The sequence below is a fragment of the Cyanobium sp. N5-Cardenillas genome (assembly GCF_024345515.1).
In the GTDB taxonomy this organism is placed as follows: domain Bacteria; phylum Cyanobacteriota; class Cyanobacteriia; order PCC-6307; family Cyanobiaceae; genus Cyanobium.
Window position 1 is genome coordinate 1 of the sequence record NZ_JAGQBG010000049.1, and the last position, 15,561, is coordinate 15,561.

Here is a 15,561-nt window from a genome sequence, read left to right on the forward strand (position 1 = left end):
CCCCACAAAACCCACCAGCACCGCCACCAGGATCAGGAGCTCAAGCAGCCGGAACGCATCCATGGGGCAGGGCAACCCGGAGGACGGCCGGGTTTTGGAGCGGGATGGTAGCCCTTGCGTCCAGGCGCCGACGGCCCTGGTTCACCGCCGCAATCAGACGGACGGGTGGAACTGATCCGCCAGCAGGCGGCGCTGATATTCCAGCGACAGGGCCTCCAGGTGGGAGCGGGCCTGCTCCTGAAGGCCTGGATCCAGCTGGTCGAGCACCAGACCCTTGGGCACCCCCATCCGCATCACCAGCGCCAGGGCGTCGAAGATGCGCACCTGGTCGCCCTGCCAGCCCTGGTACTCGGCGGCGAGCGCCATCAGGGACTCCCCCGACGCCTGGCCTTCGATCACCCGGGGCCGCAGCTCCTGCACCTGGGCCAGCCGGGCGGAGCTGATTAGGGCATGGGCGGCGCCCAGGGCCGCCAGGGAATCGGCGGCTTCGCGCTTGAGCACGGTCATGTCCCGGCTGAGCACGGCAGCCTCCACCGACAGGGGCTCCCGCACCCCGGGGCAGAGGGCGGCGACCCGATCGACCGGTGGAGCCGGTGGGGCGGGCGGACGGACCGGCGCCGGCGCCAGGGGCGGGCTGCTGACGGCCAGCGGCGGCGGCTCCTGCCACAGGGCGGCGGCCGCCGCCCGCAGGCGCCGTGCCAGCCATTGCCTGACGTTGGTTGGGAGGCGTGCCATGGACCTGGGCAGCTGAGTGGTTTCAATCTGCCCCTCGCTCGCCGGCTGGGATGACGGCAAACTCACCCGCCGGGCGACGGATTGCCGGCCCGTGCCCTTGCCGCGGGGATGGCCGTCAACTGATTGCGTGGGGATCCCAGCCCTCCGGCCCGATCACGAACAGGATGTCCCCCGCCTGCAGCGGTGTGGTGCCACGGGGATCGGCGATCGTCTCCCCATCGGCCCGTGTCACCGCCAGCACGGTCACGCCATGCTCCAGCCGCAGGCCGCAGGAGGCGATGGTGCCGCCCACCAGGGGCGAATGGGGCTGGAGCCGCAGGGTGTGGGTGGCCAGGTGGGGCAAGGCCATTTTCAGGTCCGCCACCGAGGTGGCCGAAGCCGCCAGATTGCGGGCCATGTCCCGCCAGTGGCCGCGAACGTCGCCGATCAGCCGCTGGATGTCCTCGCGGGGCACCAGCATCCGCGCCATCACCCGGGAAAACACCTCGATCGACACCTCCAGCTCATCGGCGATCACCTCATCGGCCCCAAGGGCCAGCAGCGGCTCCACCTCCCGGAGATACCGGCTGCGCACCAGGATGTAGGCCTCCGGCGCCACCCGCCGGCCGATCTCCACGATGCGGCGGGCGGCGCCGGGATCGTCGATGACGATCACGATGGCGCGAGCCCCCTCCGCATGGACCAGCTCCAGGATCGGGGCGTGGGTGGCATCGCCATAGCGGATCGGTTCGCCCTCCTGGAGTCCCTCGGCCACGAGGGCGCCGTTCAGTTCCACCACCGTGTACGGCACGGAGCAGCGGCGGGCGCAACGGGCCACGTTCCGCCCGGTGACACCGAAACCGATGATCAGCACATGGCCGCTGCAGGGCAGGTCCTCCTGCGGTCCCTGCGTTGCCGGGGGGCCGGCCCCCTGGGGCTGGAGCCGGATCAGGCGGGTGCGGCACAACCGGTCAGCCAGGGGGGACGACCCGGCCACCAGCACGGGGGTGGCCATCATGCTGAGCACCGCCACATCCAGCAGCAGCTGGAACACCTCCGGCGTCAGCAACCCCACCGCCACCGCCGCCTTGGTGGCCACCAGGGAGAACTCACCCACCTGGCCCAGGGGCAGGCCGGCCAGCACCGCGCTGCGCAACGGCAACCCGGTGACCAGGGCCGCCGCCGCCGCGATCAGGGGCTTGATCAGGAGCACGGCCAGGGTGAGCAGGGCGATGCGGAGCGGATGGGCCAGCAGGAACGGGATGTCGAGCAGCATCCCCACCGACACGAAGAACAGGCTCATCAGCACGTCCCGGAAGGGGAGCATCACCGCCACGGCCTGGTGGGAATACTTCGATTCCGAAAGGATGAAACCGGCCAGGAAGGCACCCAGGGCCAGGGACAGGCCCAGCGACTGGGTGATCAGGGCGATGCCCACGCAGAGCATGAAGACCCCCAGCAGAAAGGCCTCTGAACTGCGGGTGCGGATGATCTTCTCCAGCACCCAGGGCACGATCCAGCGGTAGGCCAGCACGGCCAGGGCCGCCACCACCAGCACCTTCAGTGCCAGTCCCGAAAGCGCCGGCAGCAGGGAACCCTCACCAAGGCCGGCCAGCAGGGGAGCGGTGAGCATCACCGGCACCACCGCGATGTCCTGATAAATGAGGCTGGAGAGGATCGCGCGGCCATGGGGGGTTTCGATCTCGGCGCGCTCCTGCAGCATGCGCAGCACCACGGCCGTGCTGGAGAGCGCCACCACACAGCCGAGATAGCCGGCCTGGGCAAGAGTCATCCCCATCGGCAGCAGCGCCAGGGCGACCACGGCGGCGGTGCCGAAAAACTGAAGTGAGCCGCCGATGATGAATTCCCGCCGCAGGCGGGTCACATCCGCCACGGAAATCTCCAGCCCCACCACGAACAGCAGCAGCACCACGCCGACTTCCGCCAGCAGTTCGATGTCGTGGGGGCCCCGCACCAGGGCGAGGGCATCGGGCCCCGCCAGCACCCCGGCCAGCAGCAGACCGATCGAGGTGGGAAGCCGCAGCCGGTGGCACAGGATCGCCGCCAGCACGGAAAGCCCGAAGATGACGACCAGATCGAGCAGCAGAACCTGCACGGTGCCGAAGGTCGTCACGGGAACCGATGGTATGCCTGCCGAGCCCTGCCGCCGTTCCGACGGACCGCCATGAACAGCCAGACAACCCATGCCGTTGCTGCAGCGATGGCGAGTCGGCTGACGCGCCGGCGGCGAGCGGCCCTGGCCCTGCTGATGGCCCTGGGCCTGACTCTGACCATCGGCCTGGCGGTGCTCCAGCCCCACCCCACGGCAGCAGCGACAGCCGCCGCGGAGGCCCCCGCCCCGGGCGGCCGCGGACCCGCCCCGGCGGACCCTGCCAGCGCCGGCAGCTTTCGCCTCGGCACGGTGCGGATCCTGGGGGTGCCGGCGATCACGGTGGCCTCGCCGGCGCTGGACGCCGACGGCGACAGCGGCCCTGAGGCCAGCGAGCGGGCCCGGGTGATCGAGGGCAACCTGAACCAGCTGTACGAACCCCGCAATCCCTGCACCGCAGGGGAGCGGGTCGGTGAGGCGCTTCTGGATCGCCTCAGCCTCAAGGGGACGAAGGCCGCCTGTGACCCCAACCATCTGGGCCTGCAAGGGGCACCGGAGGCCCTGCGCGTGGTTCTGCTTCGCCAGCCAGGCGGAGACCGGCAGCTGGCGGCCCTGGTTCCCGGCCGCTCGAGCCCCTTCCCCCTGCTCACGGTCACCGAGCAGGACGCGGCGTTCAACGGCCTGCCCGCCGATGCGCTGGCCGAACAGTGGCGCGGCCTGCTGGAACGTCGCCTGCGCAGCGCCCGCAGCGTGTTCGGACAGGAGCAGATCAACGGGCGCCTGCAGATCGCCCTGGTGACCCTGGCCGGACTGGGCCTGCTGATGGCCCTGGTGGTGGCGTTGTGGCGCTTCAGCCAGCGCTCCCTGCCCCGCCTGCAACGGCGCCGCGCCGAGCGGTCGGGGCGCTTCGATCGCCTGCTGCTCCAGCTCACCCACACCGCCAGTCGCCTGCTGGCGGCGCTGGTGATCCTGCTGGGGGTGGCGATGGGCGCCGTGCTCCTGCTGGCCTGGCCCGGCCAGATCCCGGCCGCCATCGATGTGCTGCTGCAGCCGCTGGTGGTGCTGATGAAAGCGCTGGTGCTGCTGGCCGTGGCCATGGTGGTGCGGGGCCTGGTGGGGCTGCTGCTGACCCAGTGGGCCAGCCATCTGGCCGTGAACGCCGACCACCGGGCCCGACGCCGGCAGCGCTACCTGAGCCTGCTGCGGGTGCTGGGCCGGCTGGTGAACCTGGCCTGCCTGCTGCTGTTCGCGATCTGGACGGTGCTCGGGATCCCCGTGCTGCGGGACCTCTCCAGCAATGCCGTCCTGGCCAGTGGGGCCGTGCTCGGTGCCCTGGCGCTGGTGTTCCAGGGGTTGCTGCGGGATTTCGTCGCCGGCCTGGTGCTGCTGCTCGACGACCGCTACGCCATCGGCGATGTGGTCGAGATCGGGGGTCGCTCCGGTGAGGTGGTGGATGTGGGGGTGCTGAGCACGGAACTGCGCTGCGCCGATCAACGGGTGGTGGTGGTGCCCAACAGCCACTGCGAGCAGGTGGTGAACCACACCAAGCTGCGCTCGGGGGCGGAGGTGACCGTGCTGCTGTCGCGCAGCCTCACCGATCTGGCGGGAGCCATGGCCCTGATCGCTGAGGAACTGGCCGCCTTCGGCAGCGATCCGCGCTGGGCCGCGAAACTGCTGGAGCCTCCCCGCCTGCTGGGCATCGAGGCGATGACGGAGCACGACCTCCAGGTGAAGGCCCTGCTGATCACCGAGGCGGGCCAGCAGGGCGCGGCCCGGCGGGAACTGCTGGGGCGCCTGGTGCAGCGGCTGCAGGGATGGCCCTGAAGGATCCCGTTTCTAGGCTGGGGGGCCAAGCACAAGCCCATGGCCCCGTTCCCATCTCTTCCCGGCACGGATCTGCGCCTCGGCCGCCGGGAGCTGTTGCTGGGAGGCGCGGCCGCCGGCTTCGCCCTGGCGGTGCGGCCGGTGGCGGCGTCCACCGTCACCACCGCCACCCAGGGGCTGACGGCCGGCTGGGTGTCGGTGCCGGCGGCCGGTGGCGCCGTGCGGGCCTACCGGGCCCGGCCCGTCAAGGGCTCGGGCTTCCCGGTGGTGCTGGTGGTGCAGGAGATCTTCGGCGTCCATGCCTACATCCAGGACGTCTGTCGACGCCTGGCCCAGCTGGGCTACCTGGCCATCGCCCCGAGCCTGTTCGATCGCCAGGGCGATGTGACCCAGCTTCCCGACATCCCTTCGATCCTGCCGCTGGTGGCGACGGTGCCCGATGCCCAGGTGATGGCCGACCTGGACGCCACCGCCGCCTGGGCGGCCGCCAGTGGCGAAGGGGACGTGGCACGGCTCGGCATCACCGGCTTCTGCTGGGGCGGACGGATCACCTGGCTGTACGCCGCCCACAACCCGAAGCTGAGGGCCGGGGTGGCCTGGTACGGCCGCCTGGTGGGCCAGGCCACCGCCCTGCAACCCCTGTTCCCGATCGACCTGATTGCCAAGCTGAAGGCCCCGGTGCTGGGGCTTTATGCCGGCCAGGACGACGGCATTCCGAACGAGTCGGTGCAGCAGATGCAGACGGCCCTGAAGGCGGCCGGCAGCCCCAGCCGCATCGAGGTGTTCCCCGGCGTCCCCCACGGCTTCCACGCCGACTACCGGCCCACCTACCGCGCCGCCGCCGCCGCCGCGGGGTGGACGCAGATGCGGGCCTGGTTCCGCGCCAACGGCGTGGTGTGAGGGCAGGCGGCCGGGGACTCAGGCCCGGTTGAGGTGCTCCTCGGCGGCGGCGGCCAGGGACTCACTCCAGTGGTCAACCTGGCTCTGCTCGGCCGCCTCCACCATCACCCGCAGCAGCGGTTCGGTGCCGCTGGCCCGCACCAGCACCCGGCCGTGGCCCGCCATCGCCGCTTCCGCCTCGGCCACCAACCGCCGCAGCGGTTCGCAGTCCTGCCACTGCTGGCGCCGCTGCCGGTCCGGCACGGTGACGTTCACCAGCCGCTGGGGATAGGGCTGGAAGCTGCCGTCCATCCACTCGGCCAGCTTCAGGCCGGCGCCATGGATCAGGGTGGCCACCTGCAGGGCGGTGAGCAGGCCGTCGCCGCTCATGCCATGGCGCGCCGAGAGGATGTGGCCCGACTGCTCGCCCCCCAGGCCGGCCCCCAGGGCCTCCATGGCGGCGTGCACGTGCTGGTCGCCCACATCGGTGCGTTCCAGCACCCCGCCGCTGGCCTGCCAGGCCCGCTCGAAGCCCAGGTTCGACATCACCGTGGCCACCAGGCGGTCGTCGGGCAGCTGGCCCTCGCGGCGCAGGGCCGAACCCCACAGATACAGGGTGTGGTCGCCGTCCACCACCCGGCCGCGGCCGTCCACCGCCAGCATCCGATCGGCGTCGCCGTCGAAGGCGAAGCCCATGTCGGCGCCGCTCTCCAGCACCGCCCGCTTCAGGGGCTCCAGGTGGGTGCTGCCGCAGCCCTGGTTGATCCGCTCGCCATCCGGCTCGCCGTGCAGCACCAGAACCTCCGCGCCCAGGGAGCGGAACAGCTCCTCGCCACAGGCGGTGGCCGATCCCCAGCAGAGGTCGAGCACGATGCGACAGCCATCGAGGCGCTGGCCGCCGGCACTGGCCCGCAGCGAATCGACGTAGGCCTCCAGCAGGTCGGGCCGCAGCACCAGCCGGCCGTTGCCCGCCAGCGGCGGCGGGGCGGTGCGGCCCTGGAGTCCCGCCTCGATCGCCTGCTGGCGCGCGGCCACGAGCTTGGCGCCGCTGGCGCCGAACACCTTGAGGCCGTTGTCGTGGGGAGGGTTGTGGCTGGCCGACACCATCAGCCCGCCGGCGGCGCCCTGGCGCCGGATCGTGCCCGGCACAGCCGGCGTGGGGCACAGCCCCAGCTGCCACACCTCCCGCCCGGCGGCCATCAGGCCGGCAGTGAGCGCCGCCACCAGCATCGGCCCGCTGCGGCGCGAGTCGGTGCCGATCACCACCGGCCCGTCGGCCAGGAGCACCACGCCGGTCCAGTAGCCCACCTGCAGGGCCAGGGCCGGTGTGACGCTGGTGCCGACGCGGCCGCGGATCCCGTCGGTGCCGAAGCGGGTCAAGCCCTCCTCCAGGGGGGCCCCGAGGGGGGAAACCACCGGATGCGAAGCCGCTTCGGCCATGCCGCTGCCATCACTGGGGAGCAGGCTACGTGCCGTCCCCGGCCGGCCTCAGCGCCAGCGGGGCGGCCACCAGCGCCAGCGCAGCAGCTCCAGGGTGGCCCAGAGCAGCAGCAGGCCCACGCACCAGCCCGGCAGCAGCCGCAGGGGCCAGAGCGGCCGCAGCAGCAGGGTGAGCACGGCCACCGCGCTCACCACCACGGCGCGACGGCGCTGGCTCGCCCCGGGCAGGCGGTCGAACAGGGGAGGCAGGGCGGGGAGGGAGGGCAATCGCACCGGGTGCGGCGCAGGCGGATGCCCAGAATGCCCCGGACGCCGTCCCCCGGCCATTGGCCCGACTCCCCCTGCTGCTGTCCCTTTCGTGCCTGGGCACCGGCCTGGCGCTGGTGGGGGGCCGGGCCCTGCTGGCGCGCCTGCCGGCGCTCACCCCGGCCACCGCCACCGACCGGCTGGAGTGGCTGCAGCACTGGGATGCCGATCCCTGGCGGCGCCGGGAGGCCAGCCTGCTGCTGGCGGCCCGCAGCAAGGATCCCCAGGCGCAGCGCCAGTGGCTGCGGGGCCAGGGCTGGGGTCCCGATCCCCTGGCCGCCCTGGTGCTGAAGCAGGACGCCCTGGCCGCCGCGGCCCTCGGACGCCCCGACACAGCCCTGGCCCTGTGGCGCCAACTGCAGCGGCGCTTCCCCGGCGATCCGGCCAGCGCCGATGCCCTCTATGCCCTCGGCGCCTACAAGCCCGGCAAGCACGGGCCGTTGCTGCAGCGCTTCCCGGCCCACCCCGCCGCCCTGGCCGCCGCCCTGGCCGCCGGCCCGGAGGCCATCGAAAGGCGGCGCGGCGCCCTGCACCTGGCCCGCTGGGGCGCCCGCTGGCCCGGCGCCGAAGCCCGGCTGCGGCAGGTCTGCAAAGCCGATGCCTCGGTGCTGGAGGCCCGCCAGCGGGCCCAGCTGGCCGAGGGCCTGGCGGAGCTCGGCGATGCCGAAGGGGCCCTGCGCTGCCTGGGCTCCACGCTCAACGGCCTGGGCGCCAGCGGCCGCCTCAGCCTGGGCCGGGCCCTCCTGGCGGGGAACGCCCAGCAGCAGGTCCAGGCGGAGCCGTTGCTGCTGGATCTGGTCCGCAGCGCCCCCACCGCGCCGGAGGCCGAGGCGGCCGTGCGCCTGCTGGCCCAGCTGGGCAGCCCCGGCGCCGCCGCCGCCCTGGCCCGGCTGCCCCCCCGCTGGCGCGACAGCGCCCCGGTGCTGGCCCGGCGGATCCTGGAGGCCGAGCCCAAGGGGGACGGCCCCCATCCCGCCACCGACGCCGCCGCCCTCAAGCTGCTGCGCCGCTGGCCCCTCGACCCCGCCAGCCGCACGCTGCAGTGGGATCTCGTGCGGGAGCGGCTGCTGGCCGGCCGCTGGCGGGCGGCGATGGCGCTGCTGGAGGCCATCCCGACAGACCAGCTGCCGCCGCCGCTGGCCGCCCGCCAGAGCTTCTGGATCGGCTTCCTTCAGCAACAGCTCGGTGAAGGGGCCGCCGCCAGGGCCACCTGGGAGGCGCTGCTGCGGCGCCATCCGGGCGGCTACTACGGCTGGCGGGCCGCCGTGCGCCTGGGCCAGGGGGATCTGCAGCTGGACGCCGGCCCCCACACCCCGGCTGGGCGAGCCGACTGGCGGCCCCTGGCCAGCGGCGAAGGGACGCTGGATCGGCTCTGGCGCCTGGACCAACGCACCGAAGCCTGGGAGACCTGGCGCCACCGCCGCGGACGCCGCGCGCCGGAGGGCAGCCGGGAGCTGTTGCTGGAGGGGCGGCTGCGCCAGGGGGTCGGCGACGACTGGACCGCCTTCGGCCTGCTGGAGCAGGCCAGCCTGAAGCTCGATGGCAACCAGTGCGCCCTGGAGCGGGAGCTGGAGCGCAGCCTGCATCCGTTGCGTTTCGAGGCGGCCTTCCGGGCGGCCGCCACCCAGGGCGGGCTGCCGATGGAGCTGCTGCTGGGCGTGGCCAAGCAGGAGTCGCGTTTCACGCCGGCGGTGCGCTCGCCGGTGGGGGCCACGGGCCTGATGCAGCTGATGCCGGAGACCGCCGCCGAACTGGCCGGCGGACCGGTGGCGGAGCAGGTGCTGGAGGACCCAACCGGGAACGCCAGCCTCGGCGCCCGCTACCTGGCGCAGATGCTGCGCCAGTGGAACGGCGACCCGCTGCTGGCGGTGGCCAGCTACAACGCCGGGCCCGGCGCCGTGGCCGGCTGGGTGGGGCCCAAGCTGCGCAGCGACCCGGAACTGTGGGTGGAGGCGATCCCCTACCCCGAAACGCGCCTGTACGTGAAGAAGGTGCTGGGCAACGTCTGGAGCTACCAGCAGGGGGGCGAACCGGGCTGCTGAGTCAGCGCACCAGCAGGCGGCCGAAGTTGGCGCCGCCGAGCACCAGCAGGGTGAGCACACCAGCCAGCACCAGCGGCGGCGGCACCACCCGCACCCGCAGCAGATCCAGCCGGGCCAGCAACACCGCCGAGCCCATGATCAGCACGTTGGCCAGCACGTTCAGGTGCAGCAGGTAGAGGCCACCGACGGTGACCAGCAGCAGGGTGACCACCAGGCTCACCACCCGGCTGGCGGCCATCACGATCGACACCTGGCGAATCACCAGGTCGGGCATGGTGCAGATGAACACAATCAACATCGCCTGCAGACACTCGGCCGACCAGACCAGGGTGGTGAGTTCCTGCATGCGGGTGCCGCCGGTCTCGAGGGCATGGCTCCAGTGCATGCCCTGGTAGGTGCTCACCCCCATCAGCACCAGCAGCATCGGCGCCTGCAGCGGCAGCAGCATGAGCCGGAAGATGTCCTTCATGGCTGCAGCACCAGGGTGATGGCCTCCAGCGGGCAGCTGGGGATGCACTGCTCGCACACCAGGCAGCGGGAGGCCTCGAACTGCAGCCGCTGGGTGGCCGGCGTGTAGTGGAGAGCGCCGCTGGGGCAGACGCTGGAGCAGATGCCGCAGTCGACGCAGAGCACCGGATCGATCCGGATTTCCCCGGGGGCGCGGTTGAGCCCAAGCCCCTGGCCCTCCAGCCAGTCTTCGGCGGCATCGAGCTCGTCGATGTCGCCGGAGAGCTCCACCACCATGGTGCCGCTCTGGTTGGGGGCGATCTGGGCCCGCAGGATCTTGGCGGCGATGTCGAAGTCGACGGCGAGGCGATAGGTGATCGGCTGGTGCACCGCCTCCGAGGGGAAATGGAGAGTGAGGCGCCGTTTCACCGCTCCTGCCCGGGAAGCCTGACGCTAGCAACGATGTCCGGAGCCAGCCCCCGTCCGCAGGTTCCCGGCCCAAGGGCCCCCGCTGCCAGAGTGGGTGTCACCTCGTGCCGTTGCCGTCCATGGCCCCGTCGGGCAGTTCTCCCCCCTCCAGCCTCGGCCGCACCGAGCGCATGGTGCTGGCGGCCGTGGCCGCCGTGCTGGTGGTGCTGATGCTGTGGCTGCGGGGCGGTCTGCATCCGGAAGCCCCCCTGGAACGGCTGGCCCGCCAGTCGCCCGAGTTCAACGTGGCCCTGGCCGATGGCCGGCCCACCGTGGTGGAGTTCTACGCCGACTGGTGCGAGGCCTGCCGTTCGATGGCGCCGGCGATGGAGCGGATCGAGCGCCAGCAGCGCGGCCGCATGGATGTGGTGCTGCTCAATGTCGACAATCCCCGCTGGCAGCCGGAACTGGAGCGCTACGACGTCAACGGCATCCCCCAGCTGGAGTTCTTCGATGCTGCCGGCGCCCCCGTGGGCCGCTCGATCGGCGCCCGCAGCGGCGCCGAACTGGACGCCCTCAGCAGCGCCCTGGTGGAGGGCACCCCCCTGCCCCGGCTGGCGGGCGTGGGAGCCGTGAGTGCTCTTCCCGACAGCGACACCGCCACCGCGGCCGAGAGCGCCGGCCCCCGCAGCCACGGCTGATCGCCCGCCACCCCGTTCCTCTTCCCCGCACCCCCCGCCCATGGATCCCCGCTTCCGGGTCGAGCTGATCGCCGCCACGCCGAACCCTCAGCAATGCGTCTACGCCGGGATGCACCAGGACTACAGCGAGGGCTTCGTCGCCGCCGACCGGGCCGACTGGCCCGACGAGCGCAAGGCCGGGGAGATCTGCGTCAAGCGGCTGCTGGCCGGCGAGCGGGGCCACTACGGCCCGCTGGAGCACGCCCAGATCGTGCTGAACGTGGGCTGGTTCCCCCATTCGGTGATGCAGCAGGCCCGCACCCACCGGGTGGGAGTGAGCTTCGATGTCCAGTCGATGCGTTATACGGGCGACCGCATCCGCAGGGCCGCCAACGGCGAACTGGAGCTGGAAGAGGTGTTCTACCTGCGGCCGGTGGGGCCCTACAGCGACCGCCAGGGCAAGAAGTACCTCTACGACGACGGCCAGCGGGCCATCGATCTGGAGCTCTGCCGCACGGCCGCCGAGCGCTACCGGGACCTGCTCGATGCCGGCTATGCCGAGGAGCACGCCCGCGGCATCCTGCCGTTCGACTACCGCCAGCACTTCGTGGTGAGCTTCACCCTGCGGGCCTTCCTGCACTTCCTCGACCTGCGGGCCAAGCTCGATGCCCAGCAGGAGATCCGTGAACTCTGCGACCTGATGTGGCCCCATCTGCAGAGCTGGGTGCCGGAATTCGCCGACTGGTACGAGAAGAGCCGGCTGCACAAGGCCAGGCTGGCGCCCTGATGAAACGCCTCAGCTGGGCCCTCGCCCTCGGTCTGGCCCTGGGCCTGCCGGGAGCGGCGGCGGCGGCGCCGGTGCTGCGGGTGGGGATGGTGGAGGGCTCGCCGCCTTGCAGCTACCGGGAGGCGGGGGTCTGGCGGGGGCTGGCCGTGGACCTTTGGAACCGGGTGGCCACCCTCAAGCAGTTGCCCTATGTGGTCTCCGAGTGGCCGTCGGTGCGGCAGATGCTGGAGGCCAGCCGCGAGGGCAAGGTGGATGTGGCGGTGGGCTGCATCAACGTCTCACCCGACCGCCTGCAGCGCTACCGCTTCAGCCTCCCCTTTCAGGAGGACGGCCTGGCGGTGATGGTGGTGAAGAGCCGGCTGGATCTGGGGCGCTCCTTCCTGGGCGCCCTGCTGACGCCGACGCTGCTTCAGTTGCTGGGCGGCTACCTGCTGGCGATCGCCCTGCTCACCGGGCTCACCCTGAGGCTGGAGGCCCGCAACCATCCGCCTGCGGGCAGCAGGCAACATTCCCTGCGTCACATCAGCAAGGTGTTCCAGGTGCTGGCCACGGGGCCGGGCAGCAACACGATCGTGGCCACCATCCGCGGCAACGGGATCGTGATCCTGGCCTACCTGGTGCGGATCGTCTCGGCGTCGCTGCTGGTGGGCTACCTCACCGTGAACGTGGCCGGCGAGATCCAGGGCAAGGCCACCGGCGCGATCCGATCACCGGCCGACCTGCGCGGCCTGCGGGTGGGGGTGCGGGCTGGCACCGTGAGCGAGGCCCTGCTCAAGGAGCTCAACGCCACCGGGAGCGGCGCGAAGGTCACGATCGTGCCGGTGGCCAGCATCGGGGCCGGGGGCGAGCAGCTGGCCGCCCGCCGGATCGACGCCCTGGTGGGCGACAACCTGCAGCTGAGCCATCTGCTGCTGCAGGAAGAGGCGAAGGGCTTCCTGCCCAGCCTGGCGCTGGAGGGCATCCGGCCCGAATCCCAGGCCTTCGCCTTCTCCCCGCAACTGCCGGAGGCCACCACCGACCGCATCGACCAGGCGATCAGCGCCCTCAAGCGCAGCGGCGTGGTCAGTGAGCTGCGCCAGCAGGCCACGACCCCGGTGCCCCCCCAGATCCGCTGAACGCGGCGGCCCACCAGCGCTCCACCACCTCCGGGCTGCCGTACCAGGAGGGGCCGAAGGCGCCGCCATGGGCCACCCCCGGCAGCACCACGGGAGTGGAGCCCGCCAGCAGGGCCGAGGCCACCGGCACCAGGCCGTCGCCCCGGTCCTCGGCATCGCCGCTGCTGTTGCGGTAGGCGGTGGGGGCCAGACGCCGGGCCATCGGAGAGGCCGCCTGCAGATCCAGATCCCCCGCGACAGACACATAGCGCACCCGATCGGGGAAGGGGCAGCCCGGCAGCCGCTCCGCCACCATCCGGCGCAGCACCGTGGCCTTGAGGGCGGTGTGGGGGCTGCCCAGCATCACCAGGGTGTCGGCCAGGTCCTTGCCGTCGTAGCAGCGGCCCTGGAACGGCGCGTCATCCAGGAACAGCCGCAGCATGATGCCGCCGGAACTGTGGCCGATCAGCGTCACCTTGCCGGTGGGGGACTGGCGGGCCAGCTCGGCCGCGGTGGCCTGTACCCGATCGAGGATGCGCGCCCAGGCGAAGGCGAACACGGTCAGCAGCCACTCGGGCTTGCCCACCGGCACCAGCCGCACCGGCTGGCCGCAGAGCGGCGCCAGCCGCGCCACCATCGGCCCATAGGCCTCCGGGCTGATCAGGAAACCCCCGAGGATCACGATCGGCTGGCGGGTCATGGGTGGGCCTGGTAGCGCGGGTCCGGTCTACCCGACCCTTCTGGCGACGTAGACCCCGTAGCCGAAGTGGGCGCCGTGGGCTTCATAGAGACGGATCTCGTGCTCTTCGGCGCTCACGATGGACCGGGCGGCCTCGCTGTGGCGGTGCCGGCGCAGGAAAGCATGGAAGCGGGCCTGCAGGGGCCGGTAGTAGTGATCCAGCCAGCAGTGCTGCGGCAAAACGAAATAGCTGATTGGCGTGTAGCCCTGCTGTTCCAGCTGGCCGATCTTGGTCGAGGCCCGGTCGATTTCGGGGTACTCCACCTGCCAGTGCCGCTGCAGGTCCACCGGTCTGGACGCCGTGAGCCAGGTGATCTCGGACACCACCAGCAGGCCGCCCGGCTTCAGGAAACGGCGCCACCCGGCGATGCCGCTGGCGAAGCCGATGTTGTAGATGGCGCCCTCCGACCAGATCACATCCAGCTGACCATCGGCAAAGGGCAGGCTGTCCATGGAGGAGGCGCAAGGGGTGATCGCGTCGGCCACCCCGTGCTGGCGCGCCCGGGCCTGGAGAACGTCGAGAAACTCCGGCTGCAGATCCACCGCCGTGACAGAGGCGTTCCTCAGCAGCCGGGCCAGCAGGAGGGTGGAGGCTCCGGTGCCGCAGCCGATGTCGGCCAGCTGCAGCGACGCCGTGCGGTCGACCCCGCCCAGCTGCAGCGCCAGCTCCGTCTCGGCGTCCCCGCCCGGCCCCTGCCGCTCACCATCCCGGTGCAGATCGATCAGCAGGGCGAGGTGGTCCACCGGCTACAGCAGCTCACGCACGGTGCTGGCGATTGTTTGAGGGTGGCCAGGTAACACCACCGTGCCCCGGTCGTTTCGATACAGGCCCACGTAGACGAGTAGGCCAAGCACCACGAACACCCCCTGCGCCGCAACGGAAGCGGCCGAAAGCCAGGGATAGGCATACCCACCGGCAAGAAATGTCGAGATGTCCCACAGGCCATGGGCCACCATCGCCGGCCAGAGGAGGCCCGTGTCGCGGCGGAAGACATACAGAAGGATGCCGCTCAGGGCCGCCAGGACCACCTGAATCAGACCGAACCAGCCCATCCCCATAAACACGTTGGGGAGATGGAACAGGCCGAAGCAGAGGCCGGTCCAGATCGCGGCGCTGGCTTCCGAGCGGCCGCCCTGGCGCAGGCAGCGCAGGAACAGGCCGCGGAACAGCAGCTCCTCGGCGAAGCCCACGCCGACGCCGGCGGCGAGGATGGCCAGGAGCAGGTCCGTCGGCACCGCGCCCCACTGGATGCCCACCAGGCGGAAGGCGACCATCGCCATCCAGGCCAGCATCGACAGCTTCATCAGGCCGGTGCAGCGCAGTCGCACGGGATCCCGCCAGACATGGTTCCACCGACACCAGCGGCTGAAGGCCAGCAGCGCCAGGCCGCCGAGGCTGAGGGGGACAACCGCCGTGGCGAAGGCATTGCCGGCCGTCTTGAACCAATCCGTGTAGGGAAGGCCGGTGCGAAATTGCAGCACTCCGGCCAGGGCGCTGTAGGCGAGCCAGAGCGCGATCCCGAGACGGATCGTCGGACGGACGCGCGGGCCCCGGCTGGCCTCCGAGGCGCCCTCCGATGCGGTCGTCTCCATCAATGCGCGACACCTTCCATGGCTCTGCTAGCGACACCAGGGGCTCCTGTCATCCGATCCGGCCTGCGCGGACTCCGACCGCCGCATTGGGTACATTCGGAGCAGTCCCTACCCTGCCGATGCGACGTCTTTCGATCCTTGCCGCCTCCCTGCTGGGCCTGGCGTCCGTGGTGGCGGCGGCGCCGGCGCTGGCCGATACCGTGCAGGCCCGCTGCGATGTCTTCCCCGCCGGAGACGACAAGGCCACCTCCTCCGGGCTGTGCACCTTCTCGCAGCGGCAGGGATTCGTCAGCATCCAACTCAAGGGCGGCCAGAGGATCGAGCTCAAGCCCAACGAGAGCACCCCCAACGCGTACTTCGATCAGCAAGGGGAACCGGCAAGGCGCGAGATCCTGGACGCCAACCGCGGCCAGGTGTACCGGCTGGCCAACCAGTCGATCTTCGTCTTCTGGGATCCAGCCCCCTACGGCAAGGAAGCCAGCAGCACCACACCCACCA

15 protein-coding genes and 1 pseudogene are annotated in these 15,561 nt (G+C 71.8%); 7 read left to right on the forward strand and 9 right to left on the reverse strand.

Features of this window, described 5'->3' with window-relative positions:
• Positions 1-153 precede the first annotated feature (153 nt).
• Together KBZ04_RS05860 and KBZ04_RS05865 are read right to left on the reverse strand one after the other, a co-directional pair.
• Entirely contained in the window at positions 154-735 is a 582-nt protein-coding gene (locus tag KBZ04_RS05860) for a hypothetical protein (RefSeq protein ID WP_254991000.1), read from the reverse strand.
• A gap of 115 nt (positions 736-850) precedes the next feature.
• The gene (locus KBZ04_RS05865; RefSeq protein WP_254991001.1) at positions 851-2,848 is read right to left on the reverse strand and encodes a cation:proton antiporter; all 1,998 of its coding nucleotides are present in this window, start codon (positions 2,846-2,848) and stop codon (positions 851-853) included.
• Positions 2,849-2,935: 87 nt separating this feature from the next.
• Between KBZ04_RS05865 and KBZ04_RS05870 the strand changes: the two genes are divergently transcribed.
• The gene (locus KBZ04_RS05870) at positions 2,936-4,648 is read left to right on the forward strand and encodes a mechanosensitive ion channel family protein (protein ID WP_254991002.1); all 1,713 of its coding nucleotides are present in this window, start codon (positions 2,936-2,938) and stop codon (positions 4,646-4,648) included.
• Positions 4,649-4,687: 39 nt separating this feature from the next.
• Positions 4,688-5,548 (forward strand): dienelactone hydrolase family protein, encoded by an 861-nt coding sequence (locus tag KBZ04_RS05875; RefSeq protein ID WP_254991003.1) that lies wholly within the window; start codon positions 4,688-4,690, stop codon positions 5,546-5,548.
• Between the two features lie 18 nt (positions 5,549-5,566).
• Here the strand turns inward: KBZ04_RS05875 and glmM are convergent, their stop codons facing one another.
• Both glmM and KBZ04_RS05885 read right to left on the reverse strand, forming a co-directional pair.
• On the reverse strand, positions 5,567-6,967 hold the full coding sequence (gene glmM / locus KBZ04_RS05880; RefSeq protein ID WP_254991004.1) for a phosphoglucosamine mutase: 1,401 nt from the start codon (positions 6,965-6,967) through the stop codon (positions 5,567-5,569).
• 48 nt (positions 6,968-7,015) lie between these two features.
• Positions 7,016-7,240: a hypothetical protein gene (locus KBZ04_RS05885; protein ID WP_254991005.1), complete on the reverse strand. Its 225-nt coding sequence runs from the start codon at positions 7,238-7,240 to the stop codon at positions 7,016-7,018.
• A 53-nt stretch (positions 7,241-7,293) separates the two neighbouring features.
• Here KBZ04_RS05885 and KBZ04_RS05890 point away from each other — a divergent pair, with 53 nt between their 5' ends.
• Complete coding sequence (locus KBZ04_RS05890) at positions 7,294-9,315, forward strand: lytic transglycosylase domain-containing protein (RefSeq protein ID WP_254991006.1); 2,022 nt, start codon at positions 7,294-7,296, stop codon at positions 9,313-9,315.
• A gap of 1 nt (position 9,316) precedes the next feature.
• Here KBZ04_RS05890 and KBZ04_RS05895 read toward each other — a convergent pair whose 3' ends face one another.
• Complete coding sequence (locus KBZ04_RS05895; RefSeq protein WP_254991007.1) at positions 9,317-9,784, reverse strand: hypothetical protein; 468 nt, start codon at positions 9,782-9,784, stop codon at positions 9,317-9,319.
• Positions 9,781-10,191, reverse strand: coding sequence for an NIL domain-containing protein (locus tag KBZ04_RS05900; RefSeq protein WP_254991008.1), 411 nt, complete (start codon positions 10,189-10,191; stop codon positions 9,781-9,783). Before KBZ04_RS05900 ends, KBZ04_RS05895 begins: the two co-directional genes overlap by 4 nt.
• A 119-nt stretch (positions 10,192-10,310) precedes the next feature.
• On the opposite strand from KBZ04_RS05900, the gene KBZ04_RS05905 reads away from it, so the two are divergent.
• From KBZ04_RS05905 to KBZ04_RS05915, 3 genes are read left to right on the forward strand one after another with little or no spacing between them, the layout of a single operon-like run.
• Positions 10,311-10,871, forward strand: a complete 561-nt coding sequence (locus KBZ04_RS05905) for a thioredoxin domain-containing protein (RefSeq protein WP_254991009.1) — start codon at positions 10,311-10,313, stop codon at positions 10,869-10,871.
• 40 nt (positions 10,872-10,911) lie between these two features.
• The gene (thyX, locus tag KBZ04_RS05910) at positions 10,912-11,637 is read left to right on the forward strand and encodes an FAD-dependent thymidylate synthase (protein ID WP_254991010.1); all 726 of its coding nucleotides are present in this window, start codon (positions 10,912-10,914) and stop codon (positions 11,635-11,637) included.
• Positions 11,637-12,752, forward strand: a complete 1,116-nt coding sequence (locus KBZ04_RS05915) for a substrate-binding periplasmic protein (protein WP_254991011.1) — start codon at positions 11,637-11,639, stop codon at positions 12,750-12,752. The genes thyX and KBZ04_RS05915 overlap by 1 nt, the downstream gene beginning before the upstream one ends.
• Here the strand turns inward: KBZ04_RS05915 and KBZ04_RS05920 are convergent.
• From KBZ04_RS05920 to KBZ04_RS05930, 3 genes are read right to left on the reverse strand one after another with little or no spacing between them, the layout of a single operon-like run.
• Entirely contained in the window at positions 12,700-13,431 is a 732-nt protein-coding gene (locus KBZ04_RS05920; protein ID WP_254991012.1) for an esterase/lipase family protein, read from the reverse strand. The genes KBZ04_RS05915 and KBZ04_RS05920 overlap by 53 nt on opposite strands.
• A gap of 27 nt (positions 13,432-13,458) precedes the next feature.
• Positions 13,459-14,214 carry a class I SAM-dependent methyltransferase gene (locus KBZ04_RS05925; protein ID WP_254991013.1) on the reverse strand — a complete coding sequence of 252 codons (756 nt, stop codon included), beginning with the start codon at positions 14,212-14,214 and terminating at the stop codon, positions 13,459-13,461.
• A 3-nt stretch (positions 14,215-14,217) separates the two neighbouring features.
• Positions 14,218-15,063 carry a CPBP family intramembrane glutamic endopeptidase gene (locus KBZ04_RS05930; protein ID WP_254991014.1) on the reverse strand — a complete coding sequence of 282 codons (846 nt, stop codon included), beginning with the start codon at positions 15,061-15,063 and terminating at the stop codon, positions 14,218-14,220.
• Positions 15,064-15,182: 119 nt separating this feature from the next.
• Here KBZ04_RS05930 and KBZ04_RS05935 point away from each other — a divergent pair.
• Positions 15,183-15,561: pseudogene (locus tag KBZ04_RS05935) on the forward strand (hypothetical protein); the annotation flags it as partial.

Coding starts and splice junctions, on each gene's coding strand:
- KBZ04_RS05860 (WP_254991000.1), bottom strand. CDS start 735: ATGGCACGCCTCCCAACCAACGTCAGGCAATGGCTGGCACGGCGCCTG.
- thyX (WP_254991010.1), top strand. CDS start 10,912: ATGGATCCCCGCTTCCGGGTCGAGCTGATCGCCGCCACGCCGAACCCT.
- KBZ04_RS05905 (WP_254991009.1), top strand. CDS start 10,311: ATGGCCCCGTCGGGCAGTTCTCCCCCCTCCAGCCTCGGCCGCACCGAG.
- KBZ04_RS05930 (WP_254991014.1), bottom strand. CDS start 15,063: ATGGAGACGACCGCATCGGAGGGCGCCTCGGAGGCCAGCCGGGGCCCG.
- KBZ04_RS05870 (WP_254991002.1), top strand. CDS start 2,936: ATGGCGAGTCGGCTGACGCGCCGGCGGCGAGCGGCCCTGGCCCTGCTG.
- glmM (WP_254991004.1), bottom strand. CDS start 6,967: ATGGCCGAAGCGGCTTCGCATCCGGTGGTTTCCCCCCTCGGGGCCCCC.
- KBZ04_RS05920 (WP_254991012.1), bottom strand. CDS start 13,431: ATGACCCGCCAGCCGATCGTGATCCTCGGGGGTTTCCTGATCAGCCCG.
- KBZ04_RS05895 (WP_254991007.1), bottom strand. CDS start 9,784: ATGAAGGACATCTTCCGGCTCATGCTGCTGCCGCTGCAGGCGCCGATG.
- KBZ04_RS05875 (WP_254991003.1), top strand. CDS start 4,688: ATGGCCCCGTTCCCATCTCTTCCCGGCACGGATCTGCGCCTCGGCCGC.
- KBZ04_RS05915 (WP_254991011.1), top strand. CDS start 11,637: ATGAAACGCCTCAGCTGGGCCCTCGCCCTCGGTCTGGCCCTGGGCCTG.